Below are 20,017 nucleotides of genomic sequence, written 5' to 3' on the forward strand. Positions count from 1 at the left end.
GGAATTATATAATGGATTATTCATATTTAATCACTCCTTTTTTAGCATGGTTAATATGCGGGCTAACGAAGTTTTTAGTTAACAGTATAAAGTCAAAACGTCTAGCTTTTGATTTAATTGGTTACGGAGGTATGCCTAGTAACCACAGTGCAATTGTAAGTAGTATGGTTAGCTTAATAGCATTCAAAGAAGGAATTGATAGTTCAGCATTTGGTGTATCATTAACATTAGCTTTTATCGTGATTCTTGATGCTAATAGTCTACGACAACAAATTGGCAAACATGCAAAAGCAATAAACGAAATAAATAGTAATGGAAATATAAAATTAAGAGAGCGAATTGGTCATACTAAGTTAGAGATATTAGTAGGAATTTTAATTGGAATGATCACTGGTCTATTTATAGCATAAAGTTTTATTATTTTTATCAAGTATACGGCTGATAGCGTAACATTTTCTTTAAATAATATTATTTTAATTCTTTCTTAAAATATTTAACTAAGCTCAACCAATTATTTTCCTTATCTTCCAGAAGTATATTTACCAAAAATAAAATTAGAAAATATACTCATTCCTATTAAATATATCAATTTCGATAGTATAAAATAAATATAGAAAATTAGCTATCTTCATAAATTCAGCTTAACTAAGTTTTAATTACTTACATGCATTAGGTCTATATCTTTTTTCTATTGTTCCTGGAGTACATGTCCAAGTTGCTGCCCCGTCAGATGTTTCAAAGAAAATCGTTTGCCCACTAGCTACTCCTGTAGTCATTGTCATTGTAATATAACCACTAGGATACGATCCGATAATCGTAGAAGACATACTAGAATACTTTCCAATTAAATTTACATTAATTTCTCCGCTGCTCGGCACCGCATTCACACCAACTAATCGAGTTGGCCATGCTGCATGATTCCATCCATAATCCCCCAGTGTAGACTTCATACCTGAACCCAATATTATTGCTTCAGAAACTTGCGCTCGGGTCATATAATCCTGATAGGCTGGAACAGCTATGGCAGCAAGGATACCAATAATTGCCACCACAATCATTAATTCTATTAATGTAAATCCATTTGATTTATTCATTTGAGTAATTCCGACTTAACTTTTAGTTATATAATCAAAATTCATGCCAAAAAAATAAATAGATAAAAATCAAACAGATATAAAAAAATTAATAAAAATGATTTGACGCTCGGTGTCACATTATGTCACCAAAAATCAATTCCAAGGCCTTAAATTTATTATACCTAATGGTTCCCCCTTAGAATTAAACAATGCAACCATGTCTAATTCTGAAGCTTTAACAGGTAGCCAGCCAGATGCTGTTTTATAATCTAGTAACTCCTTTGCAATAGCCTCTTGTGCATTGAATTTATTTAGATCTTTTAATGGTTTCAAACGTCTAATAATATCATTTGACTGAACAGCTATTGGATTAAAAGCCTCAGGCCTTGTTGCTAAGCTTATACCTTTGAATATTTCATCTTCTTTTTGCTGCTTTGCAACTTCAGCATTTGTAGAGTACGTAGCAGCAATCCATTCAGGGTGAGACAATAACTTTTTATGTATATGGTTTTGACTATTAGATTGAACATCAATTGGTGCTACAATTTCTAAATCATCTACAACAAACACTAACCAAGCTGCTCGCCCAACACTCATTGTATACAAGCCATATCCATACGCTGAAAGTTGTAAAATCAAAATAACACATAGATCAAGAATAAACTTTTGCCGATCTTTTTTAAGGATTAAACCTGTGAATATAGGTCCAAGGAATAAATCTATAACTAACATAATTAAGTATATTTTTGTCACGCCCATGGCTATATCCAAAGGATGTGGGTACCACAAAAAAAATACTAAATATAAAGCAATAAGGCCCAGTAGCATAGAAAATATAAAATGATACCCCATAGCCTTAAATCTTTCTTTTATCAGAACCTTCTGTTCCATATTGCTTTTATATCCTATATAGATGGAAACTTCATTATTTAACAAATCTACTTTCAGATTTCAACTTAATGCATGGCTCACTTTTTCCACCACTTTCTATACAATAAGTATTAATGATCTGATAAGTCGAATATCTATCTACGGTCTTCCTCATACTATTCTTATTCTCTTGTAAATCATACAGATGATAAGCCTCATCATAATTACCTAAAATATATAGATAAGCAGCCCGATAATAGAAAACAGGTTGCATTTGATCATATGTTAAATACCATTCAGCAATCTTACTATTCTCCAGTGCCGCTTTTGCATCTCCGTTAAATAAAACTAAAGCATTTGCATAATTATTATAAACCCCCCCCATCTGCAATGATGTCATTAAAAAACTATTTGCTCCGAATCTATCATTTTTTTCATGAAATTTAGGTAATGCATAAATAACTCCCTGAAAATAGCCGATACTATCTTTATTTCTAACATTCATCAAAGCTGAAGCATATACAGATTGATCCGCTACAGATAATGCCCCATGCTTTTTTATATAGTCTTCACAATACTTAATGACTAAATCATATTGCTGATATGACATAGCTCCATAGAGATAACTATAACGACTAAGTGGATCATTCGGATGCATTTTGTACATCCAACTCCATAGCTGAAAATCAGTTCTCCAAAATGGTGTCACACTCTTTACCGTGATTATTGCAAGTAGACTCCAAACAACAAAAACTGATATCAAAATAATGTTTACAATTTTAGGTTTGATTTTTAACCTTTCCGCCACTCTAGCATAAGGCATAAATACAACCCCAATGCATCCAAAAGCGATCCCTAATGTCATAAATCTTTCATGGCCAAGATTGTTTGCAATCGTCAAAGGGATTATATGTATTACTAAAATTATTGTAATTAATGCTGCAACAAACAACCAAACTAATCTAGATTTCTTTATTATAAAATAAGAAATCAAAGACAGCACCCCCAAAAAAAATAATAAAACAATAGTTTTATTAATGATATTATTTAAGTTAAACTCAGCTATTGGATGCAAAGGAGTAATATTATAAAATGGTAAGAAAAACTGACTTATATAAAACTTAAGAGCATATAATGGAGTCAAATCTTTAAAAATAACTTCATAAAAATAATTCTCATTTATTGCTTGATGGTATACACTATGCATAGCGCTAATACGCAAGAACATATAAAATAAAAAGAAAATTATCAAAATTGTTATAATGATTATATTTCTATTAATTATTTTTTTCAAAGTAAAAATATAACTATCTTTAAAATCGACTTCCAACATAAGAGAAAAAACTAAAAGTAAAATCGGAAAAACAACACCTAACTCTTTACTTAAAAGAGCCAAGAAGAAACTTAGTCCAACAAAAAAATCCGTTATTTTTCTTTGTTGGATATTAAAATAATTCTTAACAAAAATAATTAAACCAATTAAAGTGAAAAATGTTACAAATTGATCAAATCTTCCAGAAACCCAAGCAGTAGACTCAATTATTGCTGGGTGAATCATATAAAGAAAAGAAGCAAGAAATGATAATAAAAAACCTTTATTTATATCCAACTGTTTTGCTATATTTAAAGCAAGAATAAAAACAAAAAAAGTATTAAAAATCAACAGTAACAAGTTAACACAATGTGAAATAAAAGGATTTTGCCCAAATAGGTAAAACTCTGTATACCAAGAAAGAAAAACAAATGGTCTAAAATATGTTGTTCCAGGTAGAACTGGCTCTGACAACAAGCTCCAAGTTAATGGTTCATTTACAAGATTTATTTTATTTACAAATAGCAGCGTATCATCCCAGACATAATCTCCAGCTAATGAACTATAATACAAAAAAATCGAGAAGATAAAAATAAAAACAAAAACTGCAGAACTTTTTAACATATTAGACATATATTTATTTACCTTAAAAAAAATAAGACCTATTAAAGGTCTTATTTTGAACTTAATATTTAATTATGGCTTACATGCATTTGGTAAATATTTTGCTGCAATAGTTGCAGAACCAGTTGCACCATCAACAGTAGTTGCACCACACGCCCAAGTAGAGCCACCATTAATTGTAGCTAAAACTAAGTTGCCACCAGAAGCTTTACCAGTTGTCATTGCTACAGTAATTGAGCCCGTAGGATAAGTACCAGTAATTGATGAAGAAACAGTTGAATACTTCCCAACAAGTGTAGCATTCAGCTGACCTGAACCAGCAGTGGCATTTACGCCTACCAATGTTGGCCATGCATTACGATCAGCACCATATTCAGATAATGGAGATTTAAGACCACCACCTAAAGTTACAGCTTCAGATACTTGTGAACGAGTAATGTAGTCTTGATAAGCAGGAATCGCGATTGCAGCCAAGATACCGATGATTGCAACTACGATCATTAATTCAATAAGAGTAAAACCCTTTTGCATTGATTTCATAACATTTCTCCAATGTATAAATTTTTATAAGCTTTTATTAGCTACTTGTATTCAGCATGTTTTATGCCAGTCCTTAGCTTAGCCAATTTTAACTCAAAAAAACAGGGACTTAAAAAAAATTCATCTTGGATAAAATGAGAGCATTTTAGACGCTTTACGAAAAAATATGACAATTAATGTCATATTTACCAATTTATTATTCAAAATCCACAACCATGAACTTGATGATGCTCTAATAGTGTTAAATTTGAGCGATATAAATCACAAAAAATATTTTTTAATTTTTTTTGCCATCCATCGGAAGATAAATAAATACAATACAGACTTTTCTACACATTAAGTTTGTTTTTTAATTAAAGCAAGTATTTAATCTATGTTTTCTAACACTCAATTCAGAATAATAGGTGCATTTGGCAATTCATTTTGATCAGCAGAATCATTCTTGACGTAATATTGATCTAGAACTTTTCCGATTTCCTCTACACCAATTTTAACCGCAAACAAGTATTGCTTTTGAGCTAAATGATTTACGATACTTTGACAGATTCTGCACCACGTCTCTGGCTGAGTTGCATTTTTGAGACCTCGATCAATCACAATTTCAACCTTACGCTCGCACAGGTTCAAGTAGAGTAAAACACCGCTATTCAGCTCAGTGTCCCATACACCCAGCTCAGCAAAGAGCTGTTGCGCACGTAGACGTGTATTTTGATAGTACGCTTGCGAGCAAGGAATATGCCCTTCTATCACTACCTGAATTTCCCCCACATGACCTTTTTCAGCGTGCTGTACAGCATTTGCAATTTCTATTTGATCTTGTTTATTGAAATATCGATGTGCTGAAGAGACATAGAGAAAATGCTTAAACCAACGTTTTAAGCTATGTTGTACCTGATCATCCAACTTAGGTTGAGTAATGATTTGAGTTGTATCTGTCTTTGTTACCATGAGCCTGATGCTCCTCCGCCACCAAAACTGCCTCCGCCGCCACTATAACCACCGCCACTGCCACCACCAAAACCACCTCCACTGCCGCCACGCCCACCACCAGATAGAAATGCTTGAAAAATCAATTGTGCAATAGAAGTAATTAATAGAAAGAAAATACCGACACCAAGCAACAGACTCATCACTAAACCTGCACCATTGACCAGCCCAGCAACGGTTGCGGCGACTGCAGCAGTAGATGCGCTCAGCCGCTTACCCACAATAAACGATCCAACAACACCAGCAATTAAGATAAACAATGCCATCGTTAAAGTATTATCTTTTGCTTGCTGCGCTTGTAATGCTTGATCGTGACGTTCTTTGAGTTCTTGAGCTGCCTGCTGAGCAATCTCAGGATCTAAATTCACAATGCGGGTAATCTCATCCAAGCCGGCTGAAATACCCTGTGCATATTGTCCTTGTTTGAAATACGGCGTAATTTGATTTCTGATAATACGACTTAAAACCACATCAGGCAGTACACCCTCTAAGCCATAGCCAGTGAGTATTTGGATTTTCCGATCATTGATCGCAACTGCCATCAATAAGCCATTATCTCGCTTCGCTGAACCTAACTGCCATTTTTCGCCTGTACGCAAAGCAAAATCAAAAATAGCTTCTTGTCCTGTGGTTGGTACAATGATCACACCGATCTGAGCTTTACCTTGTTGATATAGGTTAAGTATTTTCTGATCTAATTGCTGAGTTTCAGCATCACTTAATACTTTTGCTTGATCAATAACAGGTCGGTTTAATGTCGGTAATCCACGTATGGATTCACCGTCTGCCATATCATCGGCGACTTTCGGTAATATGGGTGTTTCAGTATCGGATGTACTCGATGATGCTGCTTTATTTTTATGTTGTTCCTGAATAATTTTGCCCGCAACCACCAAATCACTTTGATCAGTTGCTGTGGCAACCTCAGCCAAAACTGTATGTTGAAAGCAAAGCATCATAAAAATGATGATTAAAATAGATTTCCATTTTTGCTTTAACACATTCAACATCAGCTTTCTCCTCCGCATTTAACTCAACAATCAGTAATTAGTTAAATGACACAGTTGGAGCTTGCTGAGCAGATTGTTCAGCCTTAAAGTTTTCCTTAGTTTTCATGCCAATCACTTTTGCAGTCATTGCTTGCGGGAATTGACGTACATAAGAATTGTAGTCTTGCACTGTCGTAATATAACGATTACGTGCAACAGCAATTCTATTTTCTGTGCCTTCGAGCTGTGCTTGAAGATCACGGAATTGTTCATTGGCTTTTAAATCTGGATAGTTTTCAGAAACGGCAATTAAGCGCGATAATGCTCCTGTGAGCTGGCTTTGCGCTTGCTGGTATTTTTCGAATAGTGCTGGATCTTCTAATACTTCTTTATCCACTTTCAAGCCAGCTACATTTGAGCGTGCTTGTGTCACCTCCGTAAGTACCTGCTCCTCATGTTTTGCATAACCTTTTACGACATTGACTAAATTCGGAACGAGGTCTGCTCGACGCTGGTATTGGTTTTGTACTTCTGACCATGATGCATTGACTGCTTCATCTTTCACTTGCAAAGTATTATAGCCACATCCTGTAAATAAGAGTGTACTCGCCAATACTGTCGCAATTGCGGTTTGTTTAATTACTTTCATCAAAATTTATCCTCAGGTTTTTCTTTATATTTTTGCGATAATTCATTGTAATGTGATTTTTTGCTTGCTGTGTAACATTTATTAAAGTTGATTTATGTCTGTTTAAATAAAAATGGCATTACTCGAAATCTCAAAGTAATGCCACGCTAAGCAAATATTTAATGTTTTAATAATTATTAACTATAAATTTTTGATGCTGTTTCTTCTTGAAAGCTAATCATGCCATATTCATCGGCCATTCTTGCTTTCCAATACTCAACCAATTTACTGTAATCATGTTTAGCTGGATGGAAGTCTGCATGGTAATAAGAAAGATATTCTGGAATGAGTTGAATTAGCATTTTTCCAAGTAAATACATTCCAAATACGTTACCACCGACTTTAGGTAAGCTTTTCCATTTGTCTTGCCAAATTAAACGCGTTGTTGCATAGAACGTGAGGCTTGCGAAGCCTGTAGTCACACTTCGCATCAATAAACGACGAATTCGATCATCACCATAAACCTCTTGATACACATCAAAAGCGACTGATCGATGCTCGATTTCTTCAATCGCATGCCAAACCCAAAGTTTCATCGCATCATCGTCTAATGTGCTTAAAATTTCTGGATGCTTCAAAATATAACCACCTAACATCGCAGTAAAATGCTCAAAAGCACAGGTCAATGCGAGTTGTAATTTAGGATGAATTTTGCGAAGGACATCATCACGCTTTGCTAACCAAGCTTGAAAGCGGTCAAGATTATAATCATCGCTACGCCAAGCATCGTTAAACTCTGTATGTGCTTTAGAATGCATCGCCTCCTGACCGATAAAAGCTGCAATCTGGGCTTGTAATTGCGGGTCTTGCACTTTTTCACGGACGTTTCGGACACTATTTACAAAATACTGCTCGCCTATCGGAAAGGTTGAGGAGAGTGCAGTCAGTAAATGCGACATTAATGGGGAATTAGCAAAATAATGCCGTTTAATTTTTTCAGGATTGAAGTGCAAACGTCGTACGGTAATACCAAGTGCTTTAGGGCGATTTAAATAGTTTTTTTCTGCATTCGCATGTGCAAGCGCCATCTTGATTGCCTTTACAATTTCCCAACTGGTCTTCGAGTATTGCGCTAGCAAATAAGCAAAAACAGGGCAAAAAAGCTTATAAAGTTTGCTAAAACTACCAAACTGACAAGATGAAAATCATAAAGCCTGCATGATGCAGGCTTTATTTCAATGTGATTTACAGCATTGGAAGATTAAACACCAAGGTAATCTAAAATACCTTCGGCAGCTTGACGACCTTCCCAAATTGCAGTCACAACAAGATCGGAACCACGGACCATATCTCCGCCAGCGAAGATTTTTGGATTCGAGGTTTGGAATTTAAATTCTTGTTGTTCAGCAGCAATCACTCGACCTGAACCATCTAAACCTACTTTAGCATTGGCAAACCAATCAGCAGGGCTTGGACGGAAACCAAAAGCTAGCAACACGGCATCAGCTGCTAAGATTTCTTCAGAACCTGGAATTGGCTCAGGGCTACGGCGACCACGACTATCTGGCTCACCCATTTGCGTTGTCACAACTTTAACACCTGTGACTTTGCCATTCTCACCCACGATTTCAATTGGCTGACGGTTGAATAGGAATTTTACACCCTCTTCATACGCATTCTTCACTTCACGAGCAGAACCTGGCATGTTGCTTTCGTCACGACGGTAAGCACAAGTGACATCATGCGCACCTTGACGCAATGAAGTACGGTTACAGTCCATTGCGGTATCACCACCACCCAATACGATGACTTTCTTGCCATCGACACTGATGTATTCGCTTGGATCTTTTTCCCAGCCTTGGCAACGGTTGACATTGGCAATCAGGAAATCCAATGCATCGTAAACACCATTCAGGTCTTCACCCGGGAAACCACCTTTCATATAAGTATAGGTTCCCATACCCATGAACACGGCATCGTATTCAGCAAGCAATTGTTCAATGGTGACGTCCACGCCAATCTCGGTATTTAAGCGGAACTCAATGCCCATACCGGTAAAGATTTCGCGACGACGTTTCATCACATCTTTTTCCATTTTAAATTCTGGAATACCGAATGTGAGCAAACCACCAATTTCAGGGCGTTTATCAAATACGACCGGTTTTACACCACCACGTGCCAAAATATCCGCACAACCTAAGCCTGCTGGGCCTGCACCAATAATCGCAACTTTTTTATTGGTCCACTTTACCCCAGACATGTCTGGACGCCAGCCCAAAGCGAAAGCGGTATCATTGATATATTTTTCAGCATTACCAATGGTGACTGCGCCAAAACCATCATTTAAGGTACAAGCACCTTCACATAAACGGTCTTGTGGGCATACACGGCCACAAACTTCTGGCAAGGTGTTGGTTTGGTGGCAAAGTTCAGCGGCTTGGAAAATCTGGCCTTCAGCAATCAATTTTAACCAGTTTGGAATGTAGTTATGTACTGGACATTTCCATTCACAGTAAGGGTTACCACAACCTAAACAACGATGGGTCTGGTTTGCAGCCACATCCGCAGTAAAAGGTTTATAAATTTCCACAAACTCTGCCTTGCGGACAGTAATATCTTTTTTCTCTGGATCTTGGCGTGCTACATCCAGAAATTGAAAGTCATTATTAAGGCGTTCTGCCATGTCTCTCTCCGTGGGTAGGCGCAAGGATGTCTCTCATCTTTGCACCTGCCTATGTCTTTGCAGTCGTGGAATTATTGTGGGTCAGCTTGAGTTGTTTTCAAAAGCGTTTGCAAATTAGCAGCTTTTGGTTTTACAAGCCAGAACTTACGACTATAGAAGTCGAACTCATTACGGATTTTGTATGCCCAAGCACTTCCTGTCTCTTGGATGTGCTCATCTAAAATTCGTAGTAAGTATTCTTTGTGATCTTCCATAGACTCAGTTGAGATACGGTTAAGATCAATCAGTTCATGGTTGTAGTAATCAACAAAGTCATTATCAAGGTCAAGTACATAAGCAAAGCCACCCGTCATACCTGCACCGAAGTTATGACCAACTTTACCTAATACGGTTACTACACCACCCGTCATGTATTCACAGCAATGATCGCCAGCACCTTCAATAACCGCAAATGCGCCTGAGTTACGAACCGCAAAACGCTCGCCCGCAGTACCTGCAGCAAACAACTTACCGCCTGTTGCACCATATAAACAAGTGTTACCAATAATCGCGGTATTTTGTGTTTGGAATGGTGAACCTTTTGGTGGGAAAATCGATACGCGACCACCCGCCATACCTTTACCGACATAGTCGTTGGCATCACCTTCCAGTTTGATATGCAAACCACCTGCATTCCAAACACCAAGCGATTGACCAGCAGTACCCTCAAGATTCATAACAACTGGGCTGCTTTCCATACCCAAGTTACCATAGCGACGCGCGATTTCACCTGAGATACGAGCACCAATCGAACGGTCACAGTTACCTACTGTGAAGTTGAATGAACCGCCTGCACCTGATTCAATTGCTGGTAGCATTTCAGCAACCATTTTCTCAGCCAATACACCTTTATCAAATGGCGCATTACCTTGAACTTGGCAATACTGAGCTTTACCTTCAGCTGATGGATGTGAAGTCAATAAAGCACTAAGATCTAGATGAGCATGTTTTTCAGTTTCACCTGGTAAAACTTCAAGTAAATCAACGCGACCAATCAAATCTTTCAATGACGCAACACCAAGTGCAGCCAACCATTCACGAGTTTCTTCAGCAATAAACTTGAAGAAATTGATGAGCATTTGTGGCTCACCAATATAATGCTCTTGGCGCAAATGATCTTGTTGAGTTGCAACACCTGTTGCACAGTTATTTAAATGGCAAATACGGAGATATTTACAACCTAACGCGATCATTGGTGTAGAACCGAAGCCAAAACTTTCCGCACCTAAGATTGCTGCTTTAATCACATCTAAACCAGTTTTCAAACCACCATCTGTTTGAACACGCACTTTGCCACGTAAGTCATTTACACGTAATGCTTGATGCGCTTCACTCAAACCGAGTTCCCATGGAGAACCCGCGTGGTGAATTGAAGAAAGTGGAGATGCTGCCGTACCACCGTCATAACCAGAAATCGTAATAAAGTCAGCATATGCCTTCGCAACACCTGCCGCGATCGTCCCCACACCCGGCTCAGATACCAATTTCACTGAAACCATCGCTTGTGGGTTGACTTGTTTCAAGTCAAAAATCAACTGCGATAAATCTTCAATCGAATAAATATCGTGATGCGGTGGTGGAGAAATGAGTGTGACACCTGGTACTGAATAACGTAAACGCGCAATTAAGCCATTCACTTTACCACCTGGTAACTGACCACCCTCACCTGGTTTCGCACCTTGCGCTACTTTAATCTGTAATACTTCAGCAGAAGTTAAATATGCAGGTGTAACACCGAAACGACCTGATGCAATTTGCTTGATTTTCGAGTTACGAATCGTGCCATAACGCGCTGGATCTTCGCCGCCCTCACCTGAGTTCGAACGCCCACCAATCGTATTCATCGCAATTGCAATTGCTTCATGCGCTTCTGGGGATAATGCACCTAAAGACATGCCCGCAGAGTCAAAGCGTGGCAGAATCTCTTCAATACTTTCAACTTGATCAATGGCAATTGAATCCGTTGTTTTTAACTTAAATAAATCACGGATTGTCGCGATTGGACGGTTATTTACAAGCTCAGCATACTCTTTAAAGTCTTGATATTGACCAGAGCGTACTGACTTATGCAAAGCATTGATCACATCAGGATTGAACGCATGGTACTCTTTGCCAAATACGAATTTAAGCAAACCACCTTGATCAATCGGCTTACGATTTTGCCAAGCAGTTATTGCCAATTTTTTCTGATCATTTTCCAAATCAGCAAATGTCGCACCTTGGATACGGCTTGGTACGCCAAGGAAACATTGATCAACGACCTCAGAAGATAAACCAACCGCTTCAAACAGCTGACCGCCACGATAAGATGCAACGGTAGAGATACCCATTTTAGAAAGAACTTTTAATAGACCTTTCTCAATCCCTTTGCGGAAGTTTGCTTGAGCATGAATTGGATCACCCAATAACTCGCCTTTAGCAACCAAATCATTGATCACATCATAAGCCAAGTATGGATAAATCGCTGTTGCACCGAAACCAAGTAACACTGCAAATTGATGTGGATCACGTGCAAAGCCCGTTTCCACTAAAATATTTGCATCGGTACGTAAACCCGTTTTAATCAAATGGTGATGTACAGCACCGGTTGCCAAAACAGCATTTGCAGGTAAGAAGCCTTCACGGAAGTTTTTATCCGTGAGTACGATCAACGTTTTTCCATCACGAACCGCTTGAGCAGCTTCTTCACAGATACGAGTAATTGCAGCCTGTAACCCTTCTGTTTCAGCGTAGTTCAATTCAATATCAGCTACGCCATAGCCTTGGCGATCTTTTTCAACATCACGAAGCTGCTGCATTTTCGAATTCGACAATACAGGGCTGGCAATAATGATACGATCCGCATGTTCTGGGCCTTGCTCAAATACGTTTTGTTCACGTCCAATACACGTTTCGAGTGACATCACGATTGATTCACGTAATGGATCAATTGGTGGGTTTGTCACTTGCGCAAACTGTTGGCGGAAATAATCTGAGATGTGACGTACTTGACGAGACAATACAGCCATTGGCGTATCATCACCCATCGAGCCAACAGCTTCCTGACCACTTTCTGCAATAGGACGAAGAATCTGATCACGCTCTTCAAATGTCACCATAAACATTTTTTGAGCTGATTTAAGTGCATCGCCGGTTAGACCTTGATCAACAAGCTGCTCTTCAAGTTGCGGATTTGCTTTTAAACGGATCGCATGGTCACGTAACCACTCACGGTATGGACGCATGTTTTTAAGGTGGTTACTGACGTCTTTGGTATCTAAGACCTTACCAGTCAAAGTGTCTACAACTAAGATTTGACCTGGACCAACACGGCCTTTAGATACAACATCTTCAGGCTCATAACCCCACACACCAATTTCAGAAGCAAGTGTGATGTAATCGTTTTTAGTAATTACCCAACGTGCTGGACGCAAGCCATTACGGTCAAGCATACAAATCGCATGACGACCATCCTGAATAACAAGACCTGCTGGGCCATCCCACGCTTCCATATGTTTAGAGTTAAACTCGTAGAACGCACGCAAGTCAGCATCTAAAGTTTCAACGTTTTGCCATGCTGGTGGAACAAGCATACGCAAGGCACGGAATAAATCCATACCACCACCCACAAGAATCTCAAGCATATTATCTAAGCTTGAAGAGTCAGAACCAGTACGGTTTACGATCGGATTTAACTCAGTTAATCCTGGTAGTAATGGGTTTGCAAATTTTGGTGTACGTGCCAATGCCCAGTTACGGTTCGCTGTAATGGTATTAATTTCACCATTATGTGCAAGATAACGGAACGGCTGAGCCAATGGCCAACGCGGTAAAGTATTTGTAGAAAAACGCTGATGGAATACAACAATATGAGATTTTAAACGCTCATCAGCTAAGTCGGTATAGAAGTCAGCAATTGCTGCTGGCATCATCAAACCTTTATAACTAATCACAGTCGTTGCTAATGTCGTTACATAAAACAATGAATCATTGTGTAACGATTGTTCAGCACGACGACGTGCTAAGAATAACTTACGATTAAACTCAACTTCAGTTAAGCCCATCGGACAGTTCACAAGAATTTGTTCGAACACAGGTAGAGATTGTAGTGCAATTTCACCCAATGCATCATTATTAGTTGGTACAACACGCCATGCTGCAACCGTTAAACCTTCAGCTTCAATTTCTTTATTCAGAATATTTTTTGCATTATGCGCTAAAGCAGGATCAGTATTTAAAAATACGGTACCAGCAGCGAAGATTTCAGTTAAATTCGCACCAAGTTTTTGAGCTTCATCACGGAAAAATTGCTTAGGCATAGCCAATAACAATCCGCATCCATCTCCAGTTTTACCATCTGCGGCAATACCACCACGGTGCGTCATGCAACTTAGACTGTGAATCGCTGTTTCGACCAGATGATGACTTGATTCACCCTTCATATGGGCAATCAAACCGAAACCACAGTTATCCTTAAACTCATCAGGCTGATATAAACCTTGAGCGGGAGCTACAGTATTTGGCGATGGCATGTGCATAGCGTACCCTTCTTTCAACATGGCTCTTTCGAGCAACAAACAATCAATTTATTTTCTGCGATATTGCCGATCAACTCATATAAAGTTCAATGCTTCGCGAAAACATTTTTACTGGCGAATTTGCAAATATACGCCTTTCTTGTTTCAGAAACAGCGCATTTCACCATATAAAGTGTTTTTAGTTATTACACCTTAACTAGCCTTTGTAAAGCACAAAAACTTTCCATTTCACCAAAATAATGAATCATTTAGCACTAAAAAGAGCAATGAGCAGATAAATTAGCACCACAAGAAAGCAAAAAATATGCCATATAGTTATAAATTTACTAAATCATTAAAAAAATTAAAATAACGTGTAGTTATAATTATAGAAGAATTATAATTTACGATTAAAATTGCACCAAAATACACCAAAATGCCACATAATAGCCCATAAAAGCACTATTAAGGTGCATTCTAATTAAATGGATCAGTTACTTCTTTCCGAGAAGAATCGGAATTTTCCTTTAATTTTTCAGTATTTATTGTTTGCTTAGGTGCTGATTGAGTTTGTTTAACATTAACCACATTCCCATCCGCATCACGTTGAGTCACGATAGTCTTCACAGTCGTCGATGTCTCCACAGACTTTTTAACATCAGAGCCCATCCCACTTTGTGATGAACTACCATTCATTAATAAGGTTTCATCAACACGTGGCAGTGCAGCTGGCCTTAAATTAATTGCATACAGCTGACTCGTTGATGATTTAAGCTCATCAGAACCTAAATCATTTACATATGTCGCATAGCTTGATATGGACTGAGGTTGAGGCTGAATAGATTGAGGTAGAGTCAAATTTAGTTGCGCAAATTTCTGCTTAGCTTCTTCAGCATTTGCAAATAACCCATATGCCAAAACATATTGCTCAACTTGGTCATCACTATTCAAACGAAAATAAACGAAGTTTTTTCTATCTGGCCGATTTAATAAAAAGTTTTTAATAATCGTTTCATCTGAACTACGGAAAATCTCCATCACCCATTGACGTTGATTTTCTTTAATGTACTTAGTCCCTCTAAATTCAGGTGCATGTTCATTAGATACAACCACGCGAGTCGTTAAATCCAATGGTCTCACCTCATCGGACAATGCCCCTAAATGAGATGTGGCTGCGACTTTTTCCGGTTGAATCTGGACTTGGACTTCATCTTTTGCTTGATGTTCAACAGCAACAACTTCTTGCTTATCACCCGTGATTCCCCAAAAAATCAATGCTGCAATTAAACAAGCCAATGCGAGAACAAGCCAACTATATTGTTGTATGTTTTGCCAAATTGATCGGGACACAGTCATGTTTTCCTAGAATTAACTACACAGATTGATTTGCAAGAATAGATTGCTTCATAAGCTCAATATCAAAGTCTTTGGTAATTACAGCCTGACCTAGTTTTTTCAATAATACCAAGCGCAGTTGACCATTTAACACTTTTTTATCATGTGACATATAAGCTAAAAATTCATCTAAAGGAATTTTTGGACATGATATCGGTAAATTTGCACGTTGAATGATTTTTTTTGTACGCTGCACATCATCCTCAGAAATCCACCCTAAACGATGAGATAAATCAGCAGCCATGACCATGCCTGTTGCAACCGCCTCACCGTGTAACCAAACACCATATCCTAAATAAGATTCAATTGCATGACCAAAGGTATGACCAAGATTCAACAATGCTCGCTCGCCCTGCTCTTTCTCATCATTTGCCACAATACGCGCTTTATGTGCGCATGAACGATATACTGCTTCTGCGAGCAAATTAGCATCCCGCGCAACTAAAGCATCTATGTTTTGTTCCAACCAGACCAAAAAATCAACATCACCAAGTAAAGCGTATTTAATCACTTCTGCCAAACCTGCTGATAACTCTCGATCTGGCAAGGTATCTAATTGAGCCATATCAGCCAATACAACTTGCGGTTGCTGAAAAGCACCCAACATATTCTTACCTAAAGGATGATTAATACCCGTCTTTCCACCTACACTCGAATCAACTTGCGACAATAATGTTGTAGGAACTTGTACGAAATTAACTCCACGCTGAAAACATGCCGAAGCAAACCCAGCCATATCTCCAATTACACCACCACCTAAAGCTAAAACTGTACAATCGCGATTAAATCCTGATTCTAAAAGTGCATCAAAGATCAAGTTCAAATGTTGTATGTCTTTAAATTTCTCGCCATCAGGTAATATACATTGAGCGACTTGTTTATCTAATTCAGTTAAAGCTTGCACATAATGTTGTAAATATAAGGGCGCCACAGTGGTGTTTGAAACCACCATAACTTGCCGACCATGCAGATAGGACTTAAGTAACTCTTTTGGATTTAAAAGACTCCCAATAAAAATTGGGTAACGACGATCACCTAACTCAACATGTAACGTTTGCATAACATTAAAACCAAAAATGAATTACTTAACTTGTTTCGATAATATTAACTGAAGAATACGCTGTGCTAAATCCCTAGCCGCACCTTGATTTGTCTCAATAACATGATGTGCTATTTCCCGATATAAGGGATCTCTGGTTGCTAACAAATCTCGTAGCTTTTGTTCTGGGTTTTCAACTTGTAATAAAGGACGATTTTTATCGCGATAGGTTCGCTGTAATTGAAGCTCTACAGGAGTATAAAGATAAACCACAATGCCGCGTTGTTTTAAGAATTCTCGATTTGCTAATTGTGTTACTGCACCACCACCAGTGGCCAAAACAAGAGAAGTTCGATGCGTTAGATCATTTAATACATTGGTCTCACGCAAACGAAAACCAGCTTCTCCCTCTTTTTCAAAGATCCATGGAATTGTAGCACCAGTCTTACGTTCGATTTCATGATCACTATCAATAAAATCTCGACCTAACAATTCCGCTAGATGTCGCCCAACTGTTGTTTTTCCTGCCCCCATTGGCCCTACCAAATATATATTTGGTAGGGTTTCAAACGCTTTGCTTGGCAACGCGCCACCTATATTCATTGCAATTATTGAAAATATATTAATGATTTCTTGTCAAAGTGTCATTAACAATTCTCGGTGTCACAAAAATTAGCAGTTCACGTTTATTATCCGTTTTAAGATCACGACGGAATAATCGACCAATGTAAGGAATATCGCCTAAGAAAGGCACTTTTGTTTGAGAGCTAATATTTTCCTGCTCAAAAATCCCACCTAAAACAACGGTTTCGCCATTATCCACCAATACATTGGTATCAATAGAGTTTTTGCTAATGGTTAATTGACCAGTAGGTGTCGGCGTACTAGGCGCATCCTTAGTGATATTCAACTTCATCATTACTTTACCGTCAGGTGTAATGCTAGGAGTTACATCCAAACTTAAAGTTGCGTCAATAAATTCAGTTTTGGGAACTGCATTTGCTCCGCCGCCAGAAGAAGAGGTATATGGAATTTTTGTACCTGACTCAATTTTTGCCGCTTGTTTATCTGCAGTCATGACTTTGGGTGTAGAAATCACCTCGCCATAACCATCAGCCTGTACAGCTGAGAGCTCTAAATCCAACATAAAGTCAGATAAACTGATTAGACCAAAGGCAATACGACTTGCACCTGGTGTAACAGCACCTAGGTCTACATTTAAATTATCCGGGCGCTCAATTTCATACTTCCAACCACCAGTATCACTATCTTTTGTAGGTTCACGTAGGTTCCATAATGTTGTATCACTACCACCAACCAATAGATCATTATTACTTGTCACACCTTGTGATAAGATTCCCCACTTGACCCCCATCTCTTTTGTAAAATCAGTGCTCGCCCTGACAATACGCGCCTCAATCATCACTTGCTTAACAGAAACATCCAATAAATCAATCATTTTACGGATCTGATCAATTTTTTGAGAAGTATCATTAATAATTAGAGTATTAGTTCTTGGATCAATAGAAATCGTTCCTCTAGGACTAAGTAACCCCCCTGTGAAATCATCATTATTATTCCCATTTGAATTATTAACATTTGTATTCTTACCTTGCGTAATAAGTTTTTCAATGTCAGCCGCTTTAGAGTAGCTCAATTGAATATATTCAGTTTGTAAAGGCGCTAATTTAATACTTTGAGCAATCGCTTTCGCCTCATCTTCCTCAGACTTGATCAATTCAGGAATGGGCGCAATCCAAATTACATTACCATTGCGACGCTTATCTAAATTTTTAGTTTTCAGTACAATATCTAGCGCCTGATCCCAAGGAACATCCTTTAAACGCAAAGTAATATTTCCTTGCACCGTATCCGCAGCAACCATATTGATTCCAGTGAAGTCAGCCAAAAGTTGTAATACTCGGCGCACCTCAATATCTTGGAAATCCAAAGAAATTTTATTACCTGTATACGCCTGAGCTTTGGCTTTTTGCTGTGTGTTATCTTGAGGGCGCTTAAGACTAATCGTCAGCTTATTTTCTGCTTGATATGCCATATACTCATAGCTACCCGCAGACTGGATATTAATAATTCCATTACCTTTATCATTATATGCGTCAATACTGGCAACTGGTGTTGCAAAATCATTGGTATTTAAACGACGCGCTAAATGAGTCGGGATTTTACTTCCCATTGTTCGAACAACAATCTTACTTCCTTGTTGTTGAACATCAACTGGCGTATTACTTCCCAGCAGATCAATAACAACTAAACCTTCACCATCTTTACCGCGCTGAAAACCAATATTTGACACACCTTGCTGTACCTGATTAACCGAAGATTTCATTACAGCACTAGTCTGAGGTTGTACAGAATTAATTTTCAGTACAAAAGTATTACCTTCAACACGAGTCGTAAATGCACCAGCATCTTTTAGATTTACAATTACACGAGAACGCTGATCATCAGAAGCCACATCAATCGAATTTGCTTCATTCGTAGATACTGGAATAGACGTTTTTTTCAATGTTTGTTGAGCTTTATCGAAATCTAGAATTAATCGACCTGGCTGCTCAAGTTGATATGCCTGTGGTTGAGGTGGCAAACCATTAAACATGATTCGAATTTCAGTACCTTGATCAGCCAAACTCATCGGTACAATGTTCATCATCGCTACTTGAGCTGAAGCAGCCTGCATTACCGCTATAGTAATAGCAGCCATAGAAAATTGTCGGAATGCACGATTCATGGTCTTCGCTTCCCCAAATAAAGAATCTTTAAACTGTTTTTTCATTTTTATTCCCTTAATCTTACGGTGCTAGCCCAATTAAAACGAGTGTTCTAGGTCTTTCAACATATCCTTCTCGCCCATCAGGTACAATTTCCACCAAATCAATCTGTGTCGGGCTGATTTTAACAATTCGTCCTTGATTTACACCCAAATAACTTCCAACTTGCACACGCTCTACCTGCCCATCTGGTGTTTGAATCAAAGCAATCGTCTCATTACTTTTCCCACGCATACTTCCCTTCATATTCAGGGACTCTAGTGCATAGCTCTCTAAAGGTTGTGGTTGACGATTAAAGTTTGGATAAACACGTTTACCCGCCATGATTCTTAATTCCGCAGCTAAAGAACTTGGCATAAATGGGCTTTTTAATTGGTGAGCTGAATAATTAAATAAAGGTACTGGTGTAAAAATAGGTGCTGGTTCGATCGGTAGAGGAGCTTCATTACGAATAGCAGCCATCTGTTGATTTACAGCGTCAATACGAGAATCACAACCAGACAAACCAAGCAGCGATAATACGCCGAGTAATAATGTTGTTTTATTCATT

General features: G+C 38.3%; 16 protein-coding genes. 1 reads left to right on the plus strand and 15 read right to left on the minus strand.

The features are described from left to right. Positions 1-11 precede the first annotated feature (11 nt). Positions 12-410: a divergent PAP2 family protein gene (locus F959_RS04125; protein ID WP_004877809.1), complete on the plus strand. Its 399-nt coding sequence runs from the start codon at positions 12-14 to the stop codon at positions 408-410. A gap of 246 nt (positions 411-656) precedes the next feature. On the opposite strand, the gene F959_RS04130 is transcribed toward F959_RS04125, so the two are convergent. The 15 genes from F959_RS04130 to F959_RS04200 all read right to left on the minus strand — a co-directional run bounded on the left by F959_RS04130 (position 657) and on the right by F959_RS04200 (position 20,016). Next, positions 657-1,094, minus strand: coding sequence for a pilin (locus F959_RS04130; protein WP_004877810.1), 438 nt, complete (start codon positions 1,092-1,094; stop codon positions 657-659). A 135-nt stretch (positions 1,095-1,229) separates the two neighbouring features. Next, complete coding sequence (gene tfpZ / locus F959_RS04135; RefSeq protein ID WP_004877813.1) at positions 1,230-1,967, minus strand: TfpX/TfpZ family type IV pilin accessory protein; 738 nt, start codon at positions 1,965-1,967, stop codon at positions 1,230-1,232. A gap of 34 nt (positions 1,968-2,001) precedes the next feature. Then, a complete protein-coding gene (locus F959_RS04140; RefSeq protein ID WP_004877815.1) occupies positions 2,002-3,891 on the minus strand; it encodes a hypothetical protein in 1,890 nt (629 codons plus the stop codon). Positions 3,892-3,954: 63 nt separating this feature from the next. After that, positions 3,955-4,413, minus strand: a complete 459-nt coding sequence (locus F959_RS04145) for a pilin (protein WP_373278694.1) — start codon at positions 4,411-4,413, stop codon at positions 3,955-3,957. A 396-nt stretch (positions 4,414-4,809) separates the two neighbouring features. Next, positions 4,810-5,370, minus strand: a complete 561-nt coding sequence (locus F959_RS04150; protein ID WP_004877818.1) for a TPM domain-containing protein — start codon at positions 5,368-5,370, stop codon at positions 4,810-4,812. Beyond that, positions 5,364-6,419 (minus strand): TPM domain-containing protein, encoded by a 1,056-nt coding sequence (locus tag F959_RS04155; RefSeq protein WP_004877819.1) that lies wholly within the window; start codon positions 6,417-6,419, stop codon positions 5,364-5,366. Before F959_RS04155 ends, F959_RS04150 begins: the two co-directional genes overlap by 7 nt. A gap of 37 nt (positions 6,420-6,456) precedes the next feature. Next, complete coding sequence (locus F959_RS04160; RefSeq protein ID WP_004877820.1) at positions 6,457-7,047, minus strand: LemA family protein; 591 nt, start codon at positions 7,045-7,047, stop codon at positions 6,457-6,459. A gap of 176 nt (positions 7,048-7,223) precedes the next feature. Beyond that, a complete protein-coding gene (locus F959_RS04165) occupies positions 7,224-8,114 on the minus strand; it encodes a metal-dependent hydrolase (RefSeq protein ID WP_004877821.1) in 891 nt (296 codons plus the stop codon). A gap of 173 nt (positions 8,115-8,287) precedes the next feature. Then, positions 8,288-9,709: an FAD-dependent oxidoreductase gene (locus tag F959_RS04170; RefSeq protein WP_004877822.1), complete on the minus strand. Its 1,422-nt coding sequence runs from the start codon at positions 9,707-9,709 to the stop codon at positions 8,288-8,290. 71 nt (positions 9,710-9,780) lie between these two features. Then, positions 9,781-14,259, minus strand: coding sequence for a glutamate synthase large subunit (gltB, locus tag F959_RS04175; protein ID WP_171054777.1), 4,479 nt, complete (start codon positions 14,257-14,259; stop codon positions 9,781-9,783). 462 nt (positions 14,260-14,721) lie between these two features. Then, positions 14,722-15,600, minus strand: a complete 879-nt coding sequence (locus F959_RS04180; RefSeq protein WP_004877824.1) for a hypothetical protein — start codon at positions 15,598-15,600, stop codon at positions 14,722-14,724. Positions 15,601-15,616: 16 nt separating this feature from the next. Then, positions 15,617-16,699: a 3-dehydroquinate synthase gene (aroB, locus tag F959_RS04185; RefSeq protein ID WP_004877825.1), complete on the minus strand. Its 1,083-nt coding sequence runs from the start codon at positions 16,697-16,699 to the stop codon at positions 15,617-15,619. Positions 16,700-16,720: 21 nt separating this feature from the next. Further along, positions 16,721-17,281, minus strand: coding sequence for a shikimate kinase AroK (gene aroK, locus F959_RS16840; RefSeq protein ID WP_004877826.1), 561 nt, complete (start codon positions 17,279-17,281; stop codon positions 16,721-16,723). Between the two features lie 19 nt (positions 17,282-17,300). Continuing rightward, positions 17,301-19,427: a type IV pilus secretin PilQ gene (gene pilQ, locus F959_RS04195; RefSeq protein WP_162098225.1), complete on the minus strand. Its 2,127-nt coding sequence runs from the start codon at positions 19,425-19,427 to the stop codon at positions 17,301-17,303. 61 nt (positions 19,428-19,488) lie between these two features. After that, entirely contained in the window at positions 19,489-20,016 is a 528-nt protein-coding gene (locus F959_RS04200) for a pilus assembly protein PilP (protein WP_004877829.1), read from the minus strand. Position 20,017 lies beyond the last annotated feature (1 nt).

It is taken from the genome of Acinetobacter venetianus RAG-1 = CIP 110063, from assembly GCF_000368585.1.
GTDB lineage: Bacteria > Pseudomonadota > Gammaproteobacteria > Pseudomonadales > Moraxellaceae > Acinetobacter > Acinetobacter venetianus.

Bases quoted from the DNA above. Each gene is read 5' to 3' on its own strand.
- F959_RS04160 (WP_004877820.1), bottom strand. From the start codon at position 7,047: ATGAAAGTAATTAAACAAACCGCAATTGCGACAGTATTGGCGAGTACA.
- pilQ (WP_162098225.1), bottom strand. From the start codon at position 19,427: ATGAATCGTGCATTCCGACAATTTTCTATGGCTGCTATTACTATAGCG.
- tfpZ (WP_004877813.1), bottom strand. From the start codon at position 1,967: ATGGAACAGAAGGTTCTGATAAAAGAAAGATTTAAGGCTATGGGGTAT.
- F959_RS04165 (WP_004877821.1), bottom strand. From the start codon at position 8,114: ATGGCGCTTGCACATGCGAATGCAGAAAAAAACTATTTAAATCGCCCT.
- aroB (WP_004877825.1), bottom strand. From the start codon at position 16,699: ATGCAAACGTTACATGTTGAGTTAGGTGATCGTCGTTACCCAATTTTT.
- F959_RS04180 (WP_004877824.1), bottom strand. From the start codon at position 15,600: ATGACTGTGTCCCGATCAATTTGGCAAAACATACAACAATATAGTTGG.
- F959_RS04170 (WP_004877822.1), bottom strand. From the start codon at position 9,709: ATGGCAGAACGCCTTAATAATGACTTTCAATTTCTGGATGTAGCACGC.
- F959_RS04145 (WP_373278694.1), bottom strand. From the start codon at position 4,413: ATGCAAAAGGGTTTTACTCTTATTGAATTAATGATCGTAGTTGCAATC.
- F959_RS04200 (WP_004877829.1), bottom strand. From the start codon at position 20,016: ATGAATAAAACAACATTATTACTCGGCGTATTATCGCTGCTTGGTTTG.
- F959_RS04155 (WP_004877819.1), bottom strand. From the start codon at position 6,419: ATGTTGAATGTGTTAAAGCAAAAATGGAAATCTATTTTAATCATCATT.
- F959_RS04125 (WP_004877809.1), top strand. From the start codon at position 12: ATGGATTATTCATATTTAATCACTCCTTTTTTAGCATGGTTAATATGC.
- F959_RS04150 (WP_004877818.1), bottom strand. From the start codon at position 5,370: ATGGTAACAAAGACAGATACAACTCAAATCATTACTCAACCTAAGTTG.
- F959_RS04130 (WP_004877810.1), bottom strand. From the start codon at position 1,094: ATGAATAAATCAAATGGATTTACATTAATAGAATTAATGATTGTGGTG.
- gltB (WP_171054777.1), bottom strand. From the start codon at position 14,259: ATGCCATCGCCAAATACTGTAGCTCCCGCTCAAGGTTTATATCAGCCT.
- F959_RS04140 (WP_004877815.1), bottom strand. From the start codon at position 3,891: ATGTCTAATATGTTAAAAAGTTCTGCAGTTTTTGTTTTTATTTTTATC.
- aroK (WP_004877826.1), bottom strand. From the start codon at position 17,281: ATGAATATAGGTGGCGCGTTGCCAAGCAAAGCGTTTGAAACCCTACCA.